Annotated in this window: 18 protein-coding genes; 2 read left to right on the top strand and 16 right to left on the bottom strand. The window is 42.1% G+C overall.

The window, feature by feature from the left end; genetic code table 11:
• Positions 1-14: 14 nt before the first annotated feature.
• The 7 genes from astA to rpe all read right to left on the bottom strand — a co-directional run bounded on the left by astA (position 15) and on the right by rpe (position 6,852).
• Entirely contained in the window at positions 15-1,031 is a 1,017-nt protein-coding gene (astA, locus tag ACW689_RS10065; protein ID WP_476290895.1) for an arginine N-succinyltransferase, read from the bottom strand.
• A 73-nt stretch (positions 1,032-1,104) separates the two neighbouring features.
• The gene (locus tag ACW689_RS10060) at positions 1,105-2,316 is read right to left on the bottom strand and encodes an aspartate aminotransferase family protein (RefSeq protein WP_476290893.1); all 1,212 of its coding nucleotides are present in this window, start codon (positions 2,314-2,316) and stop codon (positions 1,105-1,107) included.
• A gap of 309 nt (positions 2,317-2,625) precedes the next feature.
• A complete protein-coding gene (locus ACW689_RS10055; protein WP_476290891.1) occupies positions 2,626-3,801 on the bottom strand; it encodes an HDOD domain-containing protein in 1,176 nt (391 codons plus the stop codon).
• A 41-nt stretch (positions 3,802-3,842) separates the two neighbouring features.
• Positions 3,843-4,424: an anthranilate synthase component II gene (locus ACW689_RS10050; protein WP_476290889.1), complete on the bottom strand. Its 582-nt coding sequence runs from the start codon at positions 4,422-4,424 to the stop codon at positions 3,843-3,845.
• Between the two features lie 54 nt (positions 4,425-4,478).
• Positions 4,479-5,483 (bottom strand): tryptophan--tRNA ligase, encoded by a 1,005-nt coding sequence (gene trpS / locus ACW689_RS10045; RefSeq protein WP_476290887.1) that lies wholly within the window; start codon positions 5,481-5,483, stop codon positions 4,479-4,481.
• Positions 5,484-5,506: 23 nt separating this feature from the next.
• Positions 5,507-6,172, bottom strand: coding sequence for an HAD family hydrolase (locus ACW689_RS10040; protein WP_476290885.1), 666 nt, complete (start codon positions 6,170-6,172; stop codon positions 5,507-5,509).
• The gene (gene rpe / locus ACW689_RS10035; protein ID WP_476290883.1) at positions 6,172-6,852 is read right to left on the bottom strand and encodes a ribulose-phosphate 3-epimerase; all 681 of its coding nucleotides are present in this window, start codon (positions 6,850-6,852) and stop codon (positions 6,172-6,174) included. The genes ACW689_RS10040 and rpe overlap by 1 nt, the downstream gene beginning before the upstream one ends.
• Before the next feature lie 199 nt (positions 6,853-7,051).
• Here rpe and ACW689_RS10030 point away from each other — a divergent pair, with 199 nt between their 5' ends.
• Positions 7,052-7,342: a hypothetical protein gene (locus ACW689_RS10030; protein WP_476290881.1), complete on the top strand. Its 291-nt coding sequence runs from the start codon at positions 7,052-7,054 to the stop codon at positions 7,340-7,342.
• A 6-nt stretch (positions 7,343-7,348) separates the two neighbouring features.
• The gene (locus tag ACW689_RS10025; RefSeq protein ID WP_476290879.1) at positions 7,349-7,528 is read left to right on the top strand and encodes a DUF2970 domain-containing protein; all 180 of its coding nucleotides are present in this window, start codon (positions 7,349-7,351) and stop codon (positions 7,526-7,528) included.
• Here the strand turns inward: ACW689_RS10025 and ACW689_RS10020 are convergent.
• The 9 genes from ACW689_RS10020 to ACW689_RS09980 form a co-directional block, all read right to left on the bottom strand.
• Entirely contained in the window at positions 7,497-8,363 is an 867-nt protein-coding gene (locus ACW689_RS10020; RefSeq protein ID WP_476290877.1) for a Dam family site-specific DNA-(adenine-N6)-methyltransferase, read from the bottom strand. The two genes, ACW689_RS10025 and ACW689_RS10020, sit on opposite strands and share 32 nt — an antisense overlap.
• 52 nt (positions 8,364-8,415) lie before the next feature.
• Entirely contained in the window at positions 8,416-9,927 is a 1,512-nt protein-coding gene (locus tag ACW689_RS10015; RefSeq protein ID WP_476290875.1) for an AAA family ATPase, read from the bottom strand.
• Positions 9,927-10,997 carry a 3-dehydroquinate synthase gene (aroB, locus tag ACW689_RS10010; protein ID WP_476290873.1) on the bottom strand — a complete coding sequence of 357 codons (1,071 nt, stop codon included), beginning with the start codon at positions 10,995-10,997 and terminating at the stop codon, positions 9,927-9,929. The genes ACW689_RS10015 and aroB overlap by 1 nt, the downstream gene beginning before the upstream one ends.
• A 26-nt stretch (positions 10,998-11,023) precedes the next feature.
• Positions 11,024-11,542 (bottom strand): shikimate kinase AroK, encoded by a 519-nt coding sequence (gene aroK, locus ACW689_RS10005; RefSeq protein WP_476290871.1) that lies wholly within the window; start codon positions 11,540-11,542, stop codon positions 11,024-11,026.
• 162 nt (positions 11,543-11,704) lie between these two features.
• The gene (locus ACW689_RS10000) at positions 11,705-13,747 is read right to left on the bottom strand and encodes a type IV pilus secretin PilQ (RefSeq protein ID WP_476290869.1); all 2,043 of its coding nucleotides are present in this window, start codon (positions 13,745-13,747) and stop codon (positions 11,705-11,707) included.
• Between the two features lie 19 nt (positions 13,748-13,766).
• The gene (locus ACW689_RS09995) at positions 13,767-14,309 is read right to left on the bottom strand and encodes a pilus assembly protein PilP (protein ID WP_476290867.1); all 543 of its coding nucleotides are present in this window, start codon (positions 14,307-14,309) and stop codon (positions 13,767-13,769) included.
• Complete coding sequence (locus tag ACW689_RS09990) at positions 14,306-14,911, bottom strand: type IV pilus inner membrane component PilO (protein WP_476290865.1); 606 nt, start codon at positions 14,909-14,911, stop codon at positions 14,306-14,308. Before ACW689_RS09990 ends, ACW689_RS09995 begins: the two co-directional genes overlap by 4 nt.
• A 23-nt stretch (positions 14,912-14,934) precedes the next feature.
• Complete coding sequence (locus ACW689_RS09985; RefSeq protein ID WP_476290863.1) at positions 14,935-15,507, bottom strand: PilN domain-containing protein; 573 nt, start codon at positions 15,505-15,507, stop codon at positions 14,935-14,937.
• Entirely contained in the window at positions 15,495-16,574 is a 1,080-nt protein-coding gene (locus ACW689_RS09980; RefSeq protein ID WP_476290861.1) for a pilus assembly protein PilM, read from the bottom strand. Before ACW689_RS09980 ends, ACW689_RS09985 begins: the two co-directional genes overlap by 13 nt.
• Positions 16,575-16,652 lie beyond the last annotated feature (78 nt).

The raw sequence follows: 16,652 nt of genomic DNA, 5'->3' as shown, positions 1-16,652 counted from the left end.
AATTACCTACAAATTTAAAGAGTTGCGATGCTGACAGTATCACCGTCAACAATATTCAATGCCTTGGCTACATCCGCAGGAATAAGCACTTCATCACTGTCTGGAGTAATATGAAGTTCTGCCACTGTAGCGCGGTATCCAGCTAGTTTATCATTGGCAACCATAACAGGGGAACCACCCTTATTTTGGCCAATGCGCACTTGCTTATTTTGCACTGAGCGTACGGTACGAATATTATCCACTTTTGCTTCAACAGTAGGACCTGCATCAAAGATATCTACATAACCGTTAAAAGTGAAACCTTCGCTTTTAAGTAACTCAATAGCCGGTCGCGTATTATCATGCACTTCACCTATCACTGCCTGCGCATCTTTGCTCAGCAAGTTCACATAGATTGGGTACTTAGGCATCAATTCTGCAATAAATACCTTCTGACCTATACCAGTTAGGTAATCCGCTGTTGGAAAGTCCATTGAAAAGAAGTGCTCTTCCAGCCATTGCCAGAATGGGCTTTTACCATTGTCATCAGACACACCGCGCATTTCTGCTATAACTGTATCGGCAAATCGGTGTTGGTGCTGTTTGATAAACATAAAGCGAGACTTAGACAGTAGCTTGCCATTTAAGCCTTTACGGTAACCATCTTTTAAAAACAGTGTACATAACTCAGTGGCGCCCGTGTAGTCATTACACAGCGTTAAAATATCAACCGCTTTATAGACATTTAAAGTACGAGATGAGTGAATGACCTTACTCAAGTGGTAATGATAAAACGCATCATCTAATCCCACGGCAGCTTCAATGGCACTGGTACCAACTACTTCGCCAGTGTCAGTATCTTCAAGTACAAACAAATATCCTTCATCAAATGGAATATCGGTTTCTTTTTTGAAAGACTCTTCAGAGCGATCGATTTTACTATGCAAAAGCTCTTCGTTCACTGGTAATGAAGTAAAACCATGACCCGACTCATGGGCTATGTTTAAAAGCGCTGGATAATCGCTTTTTTGGATTGGGCGAAGGATCATCATGAGCCCGCTTACTCCTCAAGTTATAACACTAAACGGTAGATTAGGGCCGCGAAATGAACACAGCCCACCAAGACTAGGCGTTACTTGCGACAACACTCGCAACTGCTTTTTCGAAACGCGCCATACCTTCACGAATATCCGCTTCAGGGATCACTAATGAAGGAGTGAAACGTACAACATCAGCACCAGCGACTAAAGACATAACACCCTCTTTAATGCCAGCTACTAAGAAATCTTTCGCGCGACCTTTGTATTGCTCAGCAACAACACCACCTAATAATAGGCCCTTGCCTCGCAATTCGCTAAATACATGGTATTTATCGTTGATGGCCATCAGCAATTCACGGAACAGTGCTTCTTTCGCTTTAACACCGTCTAATACTTCAGAGGTGTTAACTGTATCAAACGCCGCTTCAGCTACCGCACATGCTAATGGATTACCGCCATAGGTAGAGCCGTGAGTACCCACTTTAAGGTGCTTAGCAATTTCTGCTATCGTGATCATCGCACCGATAGGGAAGCCACCACCTAATGCTTTTGCTGTTGTTAAGATATCAGGTGTTACACCTAAACCTTGATAAGCATAAAGTTCACCTGTACGGCCAACACCTGTTTGTACTTCATCAAAAATAAGCAATGCATTATGTTTAGTACATAACTCGCGAACACCTTTCACAAAGTCAGCATCCGGAGAAACAATACCACCTTCCCCTTGGAGAGGTTCCATCATTACTGCACAGGTATTATCTGAAATTAGCGCTTCGAATGCAGCCAAATCATTATAATCACAATGAACGATATCACCCGGCTTAGGACCAAAGCCATCTGAGTAAGCGGCTTGACCACCAACCGTTACAGTGAAGAAAGTACGACCGTGGAAACCTTTATTGAAAGAAATAATTTGTGATTTCTGCTCACCGAAATTATCCAGCGCAAAACGACGTGCTAACTTTAGCGCCGCTTCGTTTGCTTCCGCACCAGAATTGGCGAAATAGACTTTGTCAGCAAAAGTGGCATCAACCAACTTTTTAGCTAAACGCAGTGCAGGCTCATTGGTCATGACGTTAGACAAGTGCCAAATTTTCTCACCTTGTTCTTTCAGTGCAGATACTAATGCAGGGTGACAATGACCTAAGCAGTTTACGGCAATACCGCCAGCGAAGTCGATATACTCTCGACCTTCTTGGTCCCAAACGCGTGACCCTTCACCTTTTACTGGGATTACCGCCGATGGTGCATAGTTAGGCACCATAACATCATCGAATAATTCACGATTAATAGTCATTTTAACTCCTCATTTTGTTGAGTACTGCACCATTGATAGTGGTTATTTCACATTCAATTATTACGTATTTTGCAGTAATAATTGCAAATTGGCGCAAAATTCATTCACCCATTATTTCAGAAAAAATGCTTAAAGTCTCATAGAAAACTTTCATAGAGCCCTTGATATTCAAGGGATTGAGATAATTTTTCAGTGCCAGTGAATAACTATTTGCGTAAATTTAGGTAAGGTAGTAAGTCTGTAAGCTTCTTAGACTCATTTGCTAAAAAGCATACTGAATGAATAGTCGTAAAAAAAATTAGATAAATATTATGAAATCGTCAATTGCATGCCATGGAATGTGCAAGTTGAGAGCACTTTTTGCTCTGCTTTTGTCAAGCCTAAGTAATTAAACCAGATCTCTACTTCATCATCTTCAATAAAATGGTTGTCCTTAAGCATAAGGTACAATGCATAGCCGTGCGCCTTTTTAAGAATCAACGTTAACGGCAGTGGATCTGACAACTTTTTATCCGAATTTGGTAGATAAATAGCTGCAAGCTCTTCCATTGGTGCTGCAAAAGGTAAATAACGAAATGCCATTTTCTCTATCAATTGATGCGTGACACTTGCCGAATGCTCGAGCAACAGGTTACGCAAAAATAACGGATCGGGCCCCAGCTCAAGCAAAGCAGTATGTAAATCTTTATGGCCTTTATCCCGCGCCTTCTTCACTCTGTCTTGCCAGATATTTTCAAACGTTCGCAAATATAACCGAGTTAACGCCGCTTTACCTACATCAAGCATCATACCCAATGTATATGCGTGTTGCTCCTTAACTCCGCAAATGATTGCCAATTCTTTTGCAGCCACGGCAGTAGACATACTCAATTCACGCAATTTGCGCTTCATCAATGGAAATGGTTCTGTTGAGTGAGGTAACCAATGGCGCATCGCATAGGTTGGTAAAACCCACTGTAAATTTTCAAGGCCTAAATAACGCAATGCAAGCGCTGGCGTATCCACCTTGACGGACATCCCAGTAGAGCTTTTCTTTCGATATTGAGGCATATTGACCAATGAGACGAGCTCCCGTCCTAACCAAGAAAGGTCATTGACTAAAGGCTCTAAACGACCAACCGATGCAGAGCGTACAGCTAAAAGATCAAAAATAGCAGGTACACCATCTTCAATCCCCATAACTTCATAGTACAAACAGCCAATATCATCGCGTTGCTTGTTGATTGACTCTTCAATCGCTTTGTGGATATGTGCACTAGCCTTGGCAATATATTTATGATGGCTTGTACTACTTTCTTTGCGCTTAGCTGCTGCTGCAATTTCCACTTCTAGCATAGTGCGCTGCGGCACTTTTGCACCTAAATCCATTTCTAGTGTATGGATATAACCGAGTTGCTGTTGAGCGAAGCTATGGCTAATCAATAAGTCGTGAGCGCGCTCTGTCAAAGCTTGCGCCATCCTTAAATGCTTGTTCTCTTCATTCATAGGATACTCATCAGCCCTAAATTATTCATATAGTTACAAGATTAGAAGCGACGAATAAAGTTATCAAGTAAGCTCAAACCATGCTCCGTCAAAATAGCTTCTGGATGAAATTGCACACCTTCAAGTGCTAAGTCATTATGGCACAGGCCCATGACCTCATCCACTTCACCTACTGCATTTTGTGTCCAAGCCGTCACTTGTATGTCATTCGGTAAGGTTGCTTTATCTACAACTAGTGAGTGATATCGACATACCGTAAACGGATCAGGCAAGCCCGTAAACACCCCTTGATTGTTGTGTCTAATCGAAGATGTTTTACCATGCATAACAATGTTGGCTCTGATGATTTTCGCACCTAACACTTGAGCAATTGATTGGTGCCCTAAACAAATTCCCAAAATTGGGATCTTTCCTTTAAACTGTTCGATCGCAGCTAACGATATGCCTGCTTCATTTGGTGTGCAAGGACCAGGCGACACAACAATGTATTTTGGATTCAAGGACCGAATGTCAGACAAACTCAACGCATCATTGCGCTTAACTAGCACTTCTTGATCTAAACGTTGGAAATACTGCACTAAGTTATAAGTAAATGAATCATAGTTATCGATCATTAATAACATAGAAATTTCCATAAAAAAGCCAGGCGAAAGCCTGGCTATAATCAAACTTTCATTTTATGGACGCGGGATAAAGCCCACAGCGTCATAGACTGCTTTTAGTGTTTTCTCAGCTCTCGCGCCTGCTTTCTCTGCACCGCTTTTCATGATTTGATCAAGCAAGTTTTTATCTTCACGAATCGCTTTAAAGCGCTCTTGGATAGGCTCAATCATTGCGACTACGGCATCCGCAGTGTCTTTTTTAAGGTGACCATACATTTTATCTTCGTATTCTGGCACTAACTCCTCAATTGAACGTTTTGTTGCAACTGATAACAATGTCAATAAGTTAGATACGCCTGGCTTTTCAGTACGATCGAAATAAATGCGCGCTTGTTCGTCAGAATCTGTTACCGCTTTTTTAAGCTTTTTCTCAATTTTTTTCGGTTCATCAAGCAGCATGATGTAGGCATTTGGATTGTCGTCCGACTTGGACATCTTTTTTAGAGGATCTTGTAAGCTCATTACACGCGCCCCCAACTCTGGGATATAAGGTTCTGGCACCTTAAATACATCACCATAAAGATTGTTAAAACGTGTTGCGATATCACGCGTTAATTCAAGGTGCTGCTTTTGATCTTCTCCTACTGGCACATGGTCAGCTTGATACAATAAGATATCTGCCGCTTGTAGCACCGGATATGCAAATAAACCCACATTCACATTATTCGAATGCTTTGCTGATTTATCCTTGAACTGAGTCATACGGTTAAGCTCGCCCATTTGCGCATAACAGTTTAACACCCAGCCTAACTGAGCGTGTTCTGGCACTTGTGATTGCACAAATAGTGCCGCTTTTTCAGGGTCGATGCCACACGCAGCATACAACGCAACGCCATCTAAAACACGTTGACGTAACATTTCTGGCTCTTGGCGAATCGTGATGGCGTGCAAATCAACAAGCATAAAGAAACTTTCATGATCTTCTTGTAAGTTAAGCCACTGGTTAATGGCACCTACGTAATTGCCTATTGTCATACCACCGGTTGGCTGAATGCCACTTAACACTACTGGTTTAGTCATGATGTTCCTTTATAAAAATTCAATTATCGCTGAGTTAAAATGGGGATTATATCCAAGAACCCATCACATAGGTACTGTGGATTAAGATCTTGTAGATCGACCCCTTGATTGTATCCATAGGTCATTGCAACGACATCCATATTGGCATTTTGCGCGGCTTCAATATCGCTTTTAGAATCTCCGACCATGATCACATCGCTAGCTGTTAGTGCTAACTTTGAACACGCTTTAAGTAAAGGCTCTGCCGATGGTTTTTTCTGTCCATCATCTCCGCATATGATCACATCAAAGTGCGAACTCATATGCAGCTTGTCAAGCAAGCTCATAGTAAAAACACGATCTTTATTAGTGATCAGCGCCTTTTTAAAGCCAGATAAAGCCGCTAAACCCGTTTCAACATGTGGGTAAAGCGTCACATACTCACCTACGAGCTCTGCATAATGACGTTTGAAAGTGCAAATAGCAAGGTCAATTAATGTCTCGGATAACTCAGGATTAAGCGTCATTGACCCACTTAATCCCCGCTTTACCAGCATATCAATACCATTGCCTACCCACCCAGATACTTGAGCATAACTGACTATGGGAAACGCGACTTCGGTCAAAGTCAAGTTAAGCGCCATATACATATCTTGGGCGCTATCAACCAATGTACCATCCAAATCAAATAAAACGCCTTGATAACGCATTAGCCAACCTGCTCTAATTGCTCACGCATTTGTGAAATCACAGCCTGATAATCTGGCTGATTGAAAATTGCCGACCCAGCGACAAACATATCTGCACCAGCCTGCGCCACTTCTGCGATATTATCAGCTTTAATGCCGCCATCTACTTCTAAGCGAATATCCCTGCCAGTTGCATCAATCAGTGAACGAACCTGACGCAACTTTTCTAGCGTTTGCGGAATAAAGCTTTGCCCTCCAAATCCTGGATTCACAGACATCAGTAATATCACGTCCAGTTTATCCATCACATAATCTAAGTAATGCAATGGCGTTGCAGGATTGAACACTAACCCAGCCTGACAGCCATGTTCCTTTATCAAACCAATAGTTCGGTCAATATGTTCACTTGCTTCTGGGTGGAATGTGATGATACTTGCGCCTGCTTTTGCAAATTGTGGGATCAGAGAATCGACAGGTTTAACCATCAAATGCACATCGATTGGCGCTGTAATGCCATAATCTCGCAAAGCTTTACATACCATCGGGCCAAAAGTTAAGTTAGGTACATAATGATTATCCATAACATCAAAGTGCACAACATCTGCACCAGCACGAAGGACTTTTTCTACATCCTCCCCCAAACGCGCTAAATCTGCGGATAAAATAGATGGCGCAATAAGATATTTTGAAGATACTGACACGGTAAAGCCTCTCTAATTCCTCGGTATTCTGCCCGTTACTTTACCCTATTTTACCGTATCCACCCAGAATAATAAGCACTTAGCGGATCCCTCGTGCATTTCAATAAAAATACAGTCTTAAGAGTCACTATTTTTAGTTTGTTTAATGACCAACTATTGTGTATTATTTGAGAATTGCTGGAAGTTGGAGAACTTACTTATGTTGGGTCGGCTTAAAACACGGATGCTAGTGCTGGGCACCATATTGGTGTTATCAGGCGGGGTAGCTTCGCAAGACAAAAGCGTTATCGCACTTGCGGGGTATAACACATGTACATGTCAAACAGCACAACAAAACAATACACAAGCTTGTAAACAGCAAGCTCACGTTAACTGGTATTCTTGGTTAATGGGTGAGAGTAGTAACGCGCAATTTCATTACCTCGACCTACTAGAACTGCTATTAGGTTCTAGCGATGACGAGGAAGTTAGCTTTAAACCTAGGTTTTAATTCCTGATGCGCTTTATTGCGGTAGTTCAAAGTGTACTTGCAGCACTGTTTGGTGTACAAAGCGAGCAAAAATACCAAGATGACTTTCACAAACCGTCTGCGGTCCCTTATATTGTTGTTGGGATAGTTTTGGTGACATTGTTTGTGATCTTACTCAGCGCTTTTGTGAATCAAATCGCTTCTTAAACTTTTCACCCGTATACAGTGCCATCAACTCATTTACCTTATTGCGACCATTACCTTTGGGACTTATCGTGCGCTTCACTTGGATCACATCTAATTTAGCTTGACTGTATATTTTACGTGTCCAAACCGTATCGTGATTTGAAATGAGTACTGGTGTTTGTTGTGAAAATGCCGCCGTCTCAGCCAAATTTGCCAAGTTGGCCTGATCATCTAAGTCAAAACCCCCTTTAGCATAAGAAGTGAATGACGCTGTTTTGCTCAACGGCACATAAGGAGGATCGCAGTACACGACCGCATTTTGTGGCAAGCGCTTAAAAACATCCGTATAACTTTTACAAGTAAACGTCGCACGCTGTGCCTTGCAAGCGAATGCATAAAGCTCTTTTTCTGGGAAATATGGACGCTTATACTTGCCAAATGGAACGTTGAATATTCCTTTTAGGTTATATCTACATAAACCGTTATAACCATGACGATTCATATATAGGAATAAAACAGCTCGCTCGTAAATATCGACACTTTCATTAAACTGCAAACGGTAAGCATAGTAGGCGTCGGGATGATTGTTGAGTTCAACAAATAGTTTTTTAGCATCGCTGACAAACTCGTCAGGCTGGCGCTTCAACTCATTGTATAAGTTAATCAAATCCGCATTGATATCATTTAAATGATAATGTTTAAAATCTGTATTCAAAAACACAGATCCCGCACCAACAAATGGTTCAACCAATGTATCTGCTTCTTGGCTTGCCAACTGCAGACGCCGAGCGATATCTTCAACCAAACTGTATTTTCCACCAGCCCATTTGAGGAAGGCCCGAGTCTTTTGTTGCATACTGATTCTAGTTATAAAAAATGTGGAGCGATCTTACACTAAAAGTCGATAATTACCGAGTAGGTAAGCTTATTTCCTGTTTAATTTTGTCAACTTTCTTAAAAAATGGTTGGCCATTCAATACTGCTTGTGGCAATTTTGATCGCGCAGCTTGAGCTGCCTCCAAAGTCGCATAAGGTCCTTGAACAACTATCCACCACTCACTATCAAAACGTATTGCTCGATAAATTTTTACATCTCTTAAATTGTATTCGTTTGCAAACTCACGAGCCACGTTAAACTCCTTCACAGCCGAAAGCTGTACAACCCATTCATCATCACCCAAGGTCATCAATAAAGGACCATCACCGACCATAACATTTTCTTCATTTGAGGTCTCAGGGAGGCTTTGTGTCTGTACTTCAGCTGTGGCAGAGCCTTGTTGTTTAGACGTCTGAGTTTGCTCATCAGTGGATGGCTGTTGTTGTGTCTTTGCTGCTGTGCTTTGAGGTTCAACTGCTTCCGGTTGTTCACTTGTTGAAGACTTAGCTTGAGTGATTTCCCTCTTGAATTGTTCTACCTCATTAGAAGCTGTGATGGCCTGTTCACTCGCTTCATTCGAACTATTGACCGCCAAAGCCGAAACAATCGCAGCAACATCCTGAGATGAAGGATTTGGATTTGACTCAGTCTCAATTTGTGGTGAGGAGTTTTGTACATTCTCAGCGGCCTGAGGTGGCTGCTCATTCAACCCTTGTTCATTCGGGCTGTTTTGGTGTTCATCCGCTAAGTTTTCAGTAAGTACTTGCTCACTTTGCAATACCGTCTCTGTTTGCTGTTTACTTTGAGATTGTGGCAAAAACGATACAAGTTCTTTTTGATAAATAAAAGCCACCATCAACATCGCTAATAGCACGGCAAAAAGAATAAGATGCCATGACGCCTTTTTCTTAGTGGGTTTTGCAGCTCTTAAATCAACTTGCAACTCAGGCTGCCATTGTAATAAAAGTGTTGGGTTACCAGCGCAAGAACGCAAAAACGTTTGAAAAATAGGATCTTCATCCATCGGAAGCTGTTTAAAGAACATCGCCATCAAACGTTTAGATTCAACTAACGATAAAGGTTCAATATGAATATCTAAAGCGTCCGGTAAGATACTTGGCGCTTGTGCAGTCAGTAAAATATACAGGGTGTCTGGGCTTTTTTTAGCTAACAGTTGGAGCTCTGCTATCATTTCATCGGATAAATGACGCGCACCGTCCAAAACCCAAAGACAAGGTCCACAGGCTTGCTCTCGATATAACTGGAAAAAGTTTTGACTCAATGACTGCGTCGCATCTATCAAAGGGCGTGTGAAACTGTTTTGAAGCAGCTGAGTCATAAGCTCAGCGTCTTTCATTGAAGCTGATAAGTGAATAAAGGCCTTGTTAAATTCTGGGTACTTATCAGTGATAAAGGATTCGGCTAAGTAGCTTTTTCCAAGTCCTGATGAGCCCACCAGACAAATTAAATTTTGCCCATACTCAAATTGCAGGGCGACACGATCAACTAACGCTGAACGACTCGGCAATATTTGCGACTGCATTAGCGCCCTATAAGTGCTCTCACCGTGTCATCAGACACGTCATCAACTAAAGCGCACTTGCCAAGGGCCGTGGGAACAATAAAGCGAATCCGGCCTTGCTTATTTTTCTTGTCTTTGCGCATATGATGTAAAAACTGCTCTGAAGTCATATCTACTGGTACCTCGGTCGGCAAACTGTAGTTTGCTATCAATGCAGTAATTCTAGCAACTTCCGCGCCAGCCAACGAGTCCCTTAAATGCGCAAGCTTAACAGCCAACACCATACCTGCAGCGACAGCTTCGCCGTGAAGCCAGTTTCCATAGCCCATTTGTGCTTCAATCGCATGGCCGAACGTATGCCCTAAATTGAGCAATGCTCTTAACCCGGCTTCAGTTTCATCTTGAGCCACTATCTGCGCCTTAATTTCACAGCAACGATGGATAACGTGTGTTAAAGTTGCTTGATCAAGTTGCTGTAAAGCAGCGTGATGTGTTTCGAGGTAACTTAAAAATTCTGCGTCGTAGATAAGACCATATTTGATCACTTCTGCCATACCTGCTGCAAATTCTCTCGCAGGCAAAGTTGATAGGCTATCCGTATCAATAAAAACCGCTTTAGGCTGATAGAAAGCACCTATCATATTTTTGCCCAGCGGATGGTTTACTGCCGTTTTACCACCCACAGACGAGTCAACTTGCGATAGCAATGTCGTAGGAATTTGAATAAATGGCACACCGCGTTGGTAACAAGCAGCAACGAAACCACTAAGATCACCAATCACTCCGCCACCCAGCGCAATTAAACAAGTATCTCTGCCACAGTTATTTTCTAACAAAAAAGCATTTACTTGTTCAAACGACTCTAAATTCTTAAATTGCTCGCCGTCGGGTAATAAATAGTGCAAAGGTTTCAGTGCTTTTAGCGCGTCAAGCAAGCGCTCGAGGAATAGTGGTGCAATAGTGTGATTGGAAATAATGACAGGACGGCAATTACCAATATGCTTAGCAAGCCGTCCAGCATCTGCTAGAAGGTTTTGACCAATATAGATAGGGTAGCTGCGTTCGTTTAAATCCACCTTCAACTCAAGCATCCATCCCTCCTAGGTGATCAAAATAATTAAAAATCTAGCTTTTCTATGATTTGATTTGCGACAACTTTCGCGCTTTGCTCATCTGTGCGCACAACAAAGTCTGCCACTTCTTTATACAGAGGTTCACGCTCCTCTGCCAAACGCTCTAGCACGTCACGTGGCGCTTCTTCTGTTTGTAACAGAGGACGACGCTTATCACGTTGTGTACGAGCCACTTGCTTTTCAATTGGTGTTTCTAGATAAACAACGATACCACGCGCGGATAACTTATTGCGCACCTCTTTGCTCAATACCGAACCACCACCGGTAGCTAAAACTATACCTTGCATTTCTGTGAGGTCTGAAATTACGCCTTCTTCGCGTAAACGGAACCCTTCCTCACCCTCAAGATCAAACACCCACGCAATATCTGCGCCAGTACGGCGTTCAATTTCTTGATCCGAGTCGAAAAATTCAAGGTGTAATTGATCAGCTAGGTGACGACCAATTGTGCTCTTACCAGCCCCCATCGGGCCAACTAGAAATATATTACGTTTCTCAGCCATATCTTTTTAGTACTAACGAACTCTAAAATTTGAAATAAAACCCCGCCTAACGACCTGGCCCCAAAATTAAGGAGGGGATTATCTCAATATTCTGTGAACGATTTCAAGTCAAATAGTATAAAAAGCAACTAAGGCATGTAAATTCGTTCAACTATCTACCAATTACTGACTATCCAACATGATTTTAGGGGTCACGAATATCAGTAATTCTTTCTTTTCATTAATTTCACGGGTATTTCTAAACATAGCACCCAAATACGGAATATCTCCCAACAAAGGTATTTTGCTGACCGCACTGGTGATTTCTTGCTGGTAAATCCCACCAAGTACTACTGTCTGGCCATTATCAACCAAAACTTGCGTTTGAATTTGTTGCGTATTGATCGCTACCGCAGGGCCATTCGGTGTTTGTACATTATCACCACGAGTGTCTTGCGTGATCACCAAATCCAAAATGATTTTATTATCTGGTGTAATTTGTGGTGTTACCTCCAAACTTAATACCGCTTTTTTGAAACTGACCGATGTTGCACCACTCGATGCTGCTTCAACATACGGAATTTCCGTACCCTGCTCTATTCTTGCTTTTTTTTGGTTTGCCGTCGTAATGCTGGGTGTCGCTATAATTTCACCCTTATTTTCTTGTTCTAATGCTGACAATTCAAGATCAATTAGGGTTCCATCGGCAAGTTTTGCGATATGCATACCAATTGTGCCCGCCGATGTACCAGATACAGGTAGATTTACATTCAACCTATTTGCTAAATCAGGGATCGCACCATTCGATAACTGTTCTGCCCCCGCTAAATTACCAGAGATAGCGTCTGAACCTTGTTGATCACTGAACCCCCAACGAACGCCTAAATCTTCTTGCACATTGTCTTTTACTGTGACCATACGCGACTCAATGCGTACTTGCTTCACTGGCACATCTAAAGTCTCAACCATACGGCGAATACTTTCAATACTTCGCGCACTATCTTTAATAAGCAAAGTGTTAGTGCGTTTGTCTACTGACACACTGCCTCGTTCACTCACAATGCTGTTAATATCAGTTTTGAGTAAATCTGCAAATTCTTCCGCTTTGGCATAATTCAATTGAATATATTCGCTGTATAGCGGTTCTAGTTCTTCGACCTGTTTACGCGCCTGCAATTCTTTTGCTTCGCGTGCCGCCAGCTCTTCAGACGGCGCAACCATCAAAATTGAACCATCCATGCGTTTATCAAGGCCTTTGATCCTCAGAACCACATCCAGAGCTTGATCCCAAGGTACGCCGTCCAAGCGTAATGTGATATTTCCTGACACTGAATCACTGGTCACAAGATTAAAATTGTTAGTATCCGCAATGATCTGTAACACTGAGCGTACTGGAATATCTTGAAAGTTAAGCGTAATAGGTTGGCCTTGGTAATTTTTACTGAGTCCAAAGCTATGTTCTTCATCATCTTTTTCAACCGTTAATGTGAAGATATTTCCTAACTGCTGATAGGTATATTTAAATGCTGTATTTGGTGCAATGACCATGCGGCTCTTTCCGTTCTCACGGAAAGTTTCCACGCTACTAACCACTGTACCGAAGTCAAGCACATCTAATTCATAAAGTAAGTCGTCAGGAATGCTTATATGGTGAAAATCTGCATAAATTTTACCTCCGCGCTCTTGCACATCAATTGCAGCTTGAGCATTATCGAGAAAAGCCAATATCTTAGCTTCCCCTTTCTCTCCTCGGCGGAAGTCTATAGATTGAATTTGGTTCATTTGCCCATTAAGCGCTTCGGTCACATCACTGGGCTCACTACCAAGGGGATTATTAGATACTTCGAGATAAACGATGTTGTTTTTCACATAGGTCTTGTAAAGTTTCAACTGCTCCATGTTCACCGTAACAATCAACCCCTGATCGTTTAGTTGGCTTTCAATACTGGTGATCCCCGCCTTGTTGACCATTAACGAACGCAGGCTTTCTTCGAACTCAGCACCAGGAAAAAACAGTTCAAAACGAGCTGGTTCATTCAATGCTTTCACTTCCGGAGAAATACCCAACTGCTCATCAAACACGAGCTCTAATTGCGTTTCACCCTCTGGTACTGGGTTATAGCGAACATCATAGAGCATTGGCACAGCGCATGCCCAGTTTGAAGCTAAAGCAAAAATACCACCTACGATAAATTTAACGCTCAATTTGCTCCTTAAGAGAGCCATATCTACACTACCTTTTTTGTTATTCACTCACCACGCTCCCATCTTCTTCACGGATCTCCACTCGGGATAAACGTTCTTTCCAACAGCCGCTGCCATCGGGGATGAGCTCTAAAAGTTCAACATATCCAGGCTGTACACTGATCACTTCACCGTGATACAAACCCATATATTGACCTCGTTTAATTTTATACAAACCTTGATCTGATGCTTTGATTAGCGCCCAAGTGACATCCTTTGTTGCGATTGTTCCTTTCATTGATAATGTATCTATTGGATATTTCTCCAATGGATCGCGATCTCTGTCAGGATCTGGGTGCAAGCAGTTTTGCACTTGGATCATTTTACTTTCAATAACCTCAGGCTCTGGTGCTACAAATGGACTACGCAAGTTTTGAGCTGTGTACTCAAAATGACTGAACTCTCGCATCTGCGGGATCGGCTCTACCTGCGGCGTGGCGCTTGCCTGAATTTGATCGATAAACTCTTTTTGTTCTGCGGTATTGTCATTGCAACCACTCAATGCACAGAGCAAAACTGAAGAACTTATTAGGCGCCAGTTCATGGTGCATCACCTTGCTCATAACGATAGGTTTTTGCGACCACACTAAAAATAAGCTTACTACTGCCTGAGTTTTCAATTCTAAAGTCGTGTAAACTGACTATTCGCGGCAACTGAGCAACTTTGCTAACAAACTCTCCAAACTCATGGTAGGTACCTATCACCTCCAATTTAATGGGTAGTTCAGTATAAAATTCTTTTTTGTTTTCCGATAGCCAGCCAATTTTTAAAAAGGTTAAGCCACTGGATGTACCGACATAAGTTAAATCATCCAATAGCCCTGGCGTTTCATTTGAAGTGGGCAATCGGCGTAATAGTTGAGCAAATTGTTCTTCCATATCCTTCATTTGCTGGCGATATAAGTCTAAGTTATTTGCTCGTGCATATTTAATACGATAGCTATTTCTTAATGATGCTTCTTGTTGCACTTCTTGTTCATATCGTTCAATTGATGTTGACACAAGCAAACTGTAACCAACGGCAAAAGTCACGATAACGACCAGCGCACAACACATAACCTTAACAACAAATGGCCACTCGCCGATGTTGTCGAGCTCAATTTCGTTCCAATCGATGTTTTGTAAAGATTTTAAATCAAAGTCCACGTACAGTCTCATCAATACAAAAGTTAATTACCACGCTCAGCCACCTCAATCTCTCTAAATGGCTTCACATAAAAGTGCATTGTAAAATCACTTAACAACCTTGAATTTTGCTCGCCTGTTACAATGCCTTGAATCGATGGTTTTTCAAGTAAATACGAACCCTCAACCGCTCTTAACATCTGTGATAACCGGTTGTTTGACTCACTACGGCCCACCACTTTAACTAAGTTTTCTTTTCTTTCTAAACTGGTGAGGTAAACCCCCGCCGGCACCACTTTCACTACTTCATCAATAATTTGAGTGCCCAAATTTCGATTACTTTGCAATTCTTCGATTAAGTTGATCCGACGTTGCAAGCTGCCTTTTTGCTCGCTTAAATCGTTGATCTCTACAATCCTTGAATCGAGTTTAATCACTTCTGAACGAAGGTAGTCATTCTTTATGCGCTGTCCCTCAGTTAAGCTATCGTAAAAAGAACCAATCAGGTACAAAAACACCAACACAGCTGCAATGTTAAATGCAATGATAGTAAGAAATTTCTTCTGTGATTCCTGGCGCTTTTGCTCACGCCAAGGGAGCAAATTTATATGTGGCATGACGAAAAGCTCCTTAATGCCAACCCAGTTGCAACCACAAATTGAGGCTTGTGTCGCTCTAATACGTTACGATCTACCTTAGGTGCAATTTCCATATCGGCAAAAGGATCGGCAACTATAGTGTGAATACCCAACTCTTCTATCAACAGTCTATCTAGCCCTTCTACAAGCGCTGTTCCTCCTGTTAATACAATATAGTCCACTTGTTCCTTACCGCTACTAGTCATAAACATTTGAACCGCTCGCCTTACTTGCTGTAGCAGCGTTGTTTGAAATGGCGCCAAGACTTCAAAAATGTAATTGGGCGGCAAGTCCCCAGTGGTCTTCGCTATTTCAGCTTCATCAAATGATTTGTTGTAATAGGCGACAATACTGTTGGTGTATTGCTCACCGCCAAACACTTGGTCGCGGGTATATATGGTTTTGCCAGACAACACTACACTGACTAAGCTGATAACCGCCCCTACATCTATCACAGCCACCACTTTATCAAATGCATCAGCTGGTAATTGTCCATATAACACAGTTAAAGCTCGGCTCAATGCATAGTTTTCCACATCAACGACTTTTCCTTGCAATCCGCCTTCTTCCAAAGCACCCACACGCGCTTCTACGCTCTCCGTACGAGCGGCCGATAACAACACATTCATTTTAGATGGGTCTGCTTCATTAACAGAAATCTTTTCAAAGTCGATGCTTACTTCGTCCAGCGAATAAGGGATCAAGCTATCTGCTTCTATCGCAATTTGAGACTCTAATTCAGCATCAGTTAATGCAACGTCCATAAAGATAACTTTGGTAATCACCGTTTGCCCAGATACAGCCACAGCTGCATACTGAGTGAGCCGTGGCAAGCGCTTTTTAATTTTTCCAATAACTCGGCCTATTGCTTCGATATCTTGGATTGCACGCTCAGTGATTGCGCCTTTAGGAATAGGCTCAATGGCAACGCCTTCAACGCGATATCCAGCTGACGACTGCGACAGCAAAACAGCCTTGGCACAGTGAGAACCGATATCTATACCAATCATCATCGGAGCTTGCTTTTGAAAAAGGTTACTGAGCATGCGTTTGGTCTTTATCCTTTGTTTTAACTTTTAATAAGTTATAATTATAACGCGAAAATTATTAATCGTTTTTTATTC

The organism is Pseudoalteromonas sp. ABE4_541 (genome assembly GCF_056312285.1).
The sequence above is the reverse complement of the archived record's forward strand: the minus strand, read 5'-3'. Positions and strand labels throughout refer to the sequence as shown.

Bases quoted from the DNA above. Each gene is read 5' to 3' on its own strand.
- astA (WP_476290895.1), bottom strand. From the start codon at position 1,031: ATGATGATCCTTCGCCCAATCCAAAAAAGCGATTATCCAGCGCTTTTA.
- ACW689_RS10060 (WP_476290893.1), bottom strand. From the start codon at position 2,316: ATGACTATTAATCGTGAATTATTCGATGATGTTATGGTGCCTAACTAT.
- ACW689_RS10055 (WP_476290891.1), bottom strand. From the start codon at position 3,801: ATGAATGAAGAGAACAAGCATTTAAGGATGGCGCAAGCTTTGACAGAG.
- ACW689_RS10050 (WP_476290889.1), bottom strand. From the start codon at position 4,424: ATGTTATTAATGATCGATAACTATGATTCATTTACTTATAACTTAGTG.
- trpS (WP_476290887.1), bottom strand. From the start codon at position 5,483: ATGACTAAACCAGTAGTGTTAAGTGGCATTCAGCCAACCGGTGGTATG.
- ACW689_RS10040 (WP_476290885.1), bottom strand. From the start codon at position 6,172: ATGCGTTATCAAGGCGTTTTATTTGATTTGGATGGTACATTGGTTGAT.
- ACW689_RS10030 (WP_476290881.1), top strand. From the start codon at position 7,052: ATGTTGGGTCGGCTTAAAACACGGATGCTAGTGCTGGGCACCATATTG.
- ACW689_RS10025 (WP_476290879.1), top strand. From the start codon at position 7,349: ATGCGCTTTATTGCGGTAGTTCAAAGTGTACTTGCAGCACTGTTTGGT.
- ACW689_RS10020 (WP_476290877.1), bottom strand. From the start codon at position 8,363: ATGCAACAAAAGACTCGGGCCTTCCTCAAATGGGCTGGTGGAAAATAC.
- ACW689_RS10015 (WP_476290875.1), bottom strand. From the start codon at position 9,927: ATGCAGTCGCAAATATTGCCGAGTCGTTCAGCGTTAGTTGATCGTGTC.
- aroB (WP_476290873.1), bottom strand. From the start codon at position 10,997: ATGCTTGAGTTGAAGGTGGATTTAAACGAACGCAGCTACCCTATCTAT.
- aroK (WP_476290871.1), bottom strand. From the start codon at position 11,542: ATGGCTGAGAAACGTAATATATTTCTAGTTGGCCCGATGGGGGCTGGT.
- ACW689_RS10000 (WP_476290869.1), bottom strand. From the start codon at position 13,747: ATGGCTCTCTTAAGGAGCAAATTGAGCGTTAAATTTATCGTAGGTGGT.
- ACW689_RS09995 (WP_476290867.1), bottom strand. From the start codon at position 14,309: ATGAACTGGCGCCTAATAAGTTCTTCAGTTTTGCTCTGTGCATTGAGT.
- ACW689_RS09985 (WP_476290863.1), bottom strand. From the start codon at position 15,507: ATGCCACATATAAATTTGCTCCCTTGGCGTGAGCAAAAGCGCCAGGAA.
- ACW689_RS09980 (WP_476290861.1), bottom strand. From the start codon at position 16,574: ATGCTCAGTAACCTTTTTCAAAAGCAAGCTCCGATGATGATTGGTATA.